This is a genomic window from Paraburkholderia ferrariae NBRC 106233 (genome assembly GCF_000685035.1).
Taxonomy (GTDB): domain Bacteria; phylum Pseudomonadota; class Gammaproteobacteria; order Burkholderiales; family Burkholderiaceae; genus Paraburkholderia; species Paraburkholderia ferrariae.
Map to the genome: position 1 here is coordinate 1 of NZ_BAYB01000045.1, position 1,886 is coordinate 1,886.

Annotated in this window: 2 protein-coding genes; both read right to left on the reverse strand. The window is 59.4% G+C overall.

Features of this window, described 5'->3' with window-relative positions:
• Positions 1-185: 185 nt before the first annotated feature.
• Positions 186-797, reverse strand: coding sequence for a hypothetical protein (locus BFE01S_RS44810; protein ID WP_156967244.1), 612 nt, complete (start codon positions 795-797; stop codon positions 186-188).
• Between the two features lie 137 nt (positions 798-934).
• Positions 935-1,780 (reverse strand): EAL domain-containing protein, encoded by an 846-nt coding sequence (locus BFE01S_RS41165; protein ID WP_084170343.1) that lies wholly within the window; start codon positions 1,778-1,780, stop codon positions 935-937.
• Positions 1,781-1,886 lie beyond the last annotated feature (106 nt).

Here is a 1,886-nt window from a genome sequence, read left to right on the forward strand (position 1 = left end):
GATGGACCAGGGTCTGCAGCAGTTCGGCAGCAGCATCGGGAAGTCGTCAACGATCAGCAGCGGGACGCGCACGAACTGCTGGAACTTGCGCTCGTAGAGGCCCGTGGCGCCGGCTGCATGCAGTTTCTTGATCAGATCCGTTCAGAAAGAACGGAGCGTACCCATCTGGAAAGTTCGAATCGCGTTCAACACCCGGCGCCGGTGGCGCCTACCGTCGCAGATACGAAGAGAACCCACCGGTAGTTTGCCGAAGACACTGTTTTGTTTGCTTGTCCAGTGCCCTTATTCACCGGAATGGAACGACTTCCGTGGAAAGCCCGATTCGTCTGGCCCGGCTTGGATATTGCCGACAGAAATGGCGCCAGCTTTGGGGCGACGGTACCTTCTGGCGAGCGATTTTTTCCAGTCGACGAGGTGGGCAACGCGTCTTCCCGGCGGCTTCCTGTCTGTGGACGGGTTACTTCTGGAGCAAGCTGAAATTTGTCCGCGTCCGGAACACTGGTGCCCGATGAGCCCGGATTCGCGATATGGAACGCGCAGGTCGTTCGTGTACCGTCCGCGCGAACAAACTCGCGCATTCCAGCATCGCCGAACACCGCTGGCAGCGGGAACACGCTTGCCCCGAGACGTCCACGGCCGGGGAAGGCGGCAGACTCGACGCGCTCCGGATTCGCAATTTCCGTCTTCGGAGCGAGCGAGTAATAGAAGATAGCTTCGTGCCCGGCATGACAGGCTGTCGACAAACAGAAAAGAAGGCTTGCGACGAAGTGCGGTGCTCCAGTTTTCATATCGGTCACGAACCGGGGCGCCGGGATTAACTCTCATGTACCGCCCGGAACCCATTCCACGAATAAAAAAGGCCGGTTTGAGCCAGCCAAAAGCTCCGGCTGTTCCGAGGGCATGCCAGAGCCTGAGAGAAAGTCAACGTCACGGATCAAACTGTCATTGGAGATGGCGTATCGGCTGCGTCGAGGTAATATCCTTGAATCCACTGCGCGCCCGCCTCTCGCGCGACCCGGACATCGTCGGGCGTTTCGATACCCTCGATGACGAGGAGCGGCGTGATGTAACGCGCCATCCTGACCAGGCGGCCCAATTGGTCAACGGTATAGGTCCCCTGCCGGACACGTCGCATAAACGACCGGTCCAACTTGATAATGTCGGGCGCAGACACGCGCACTGCATCGGCGGAAAAACCGACGCCGAAGTCGTCTACGGCAACGCGGACACCCAGTGCCCTTAAACGCCGTACAAATGCGCGGGCATCAATTGGGGACACCGGGGCCGATTCCGTGATTTCCACGATCAGTCGGGCCGCAAGGTCGGGCTCCGCCGCCAGTTCGAGAAAAAGCGATTCCCACCAGTGATCGTCGCGCGCACTCTGTGCCGAAACGTTGCAACCGAAATTCATTCCAGGCATAGCGCGGACCGCATCGATCGTGCGTCGGAGGACGAAACAGTCGAATGGGCGCATTAGCGAAAGTCTTTCCAGAGCCGGAATGAAACGGCCCGGTGGCAGAACCACGTCACCCACCTTCATCCGTACCAGCGCCTCGCGGTAGAGGGTCTGTGCGGGAGCGTTGATCGAACAGATCGATTCTTGCCGGAAGAACAGCCGATCCTCCTGGATGGCGGCGAAAACCGCCAGGGCGGTCTGGCCGTCCTGGGACTGCGGCATCAATGCATCGCTGCGTGCTTCGAGAACCCGGTCGCCCAACAGCGCAGCAAGTCCGTGCTGGTCAGGAACTCCCAAGATGTTCACGCGTTCAATCGCAGGCATGCGACTCCCCCAGGACGGGCAAAAGACGCGGTCGCCCGCGGCATTGCGCACAAATTTTTACAATTCCTTCAGGTCATTGCCAAACACCGTGGCACAAAATCGGTCC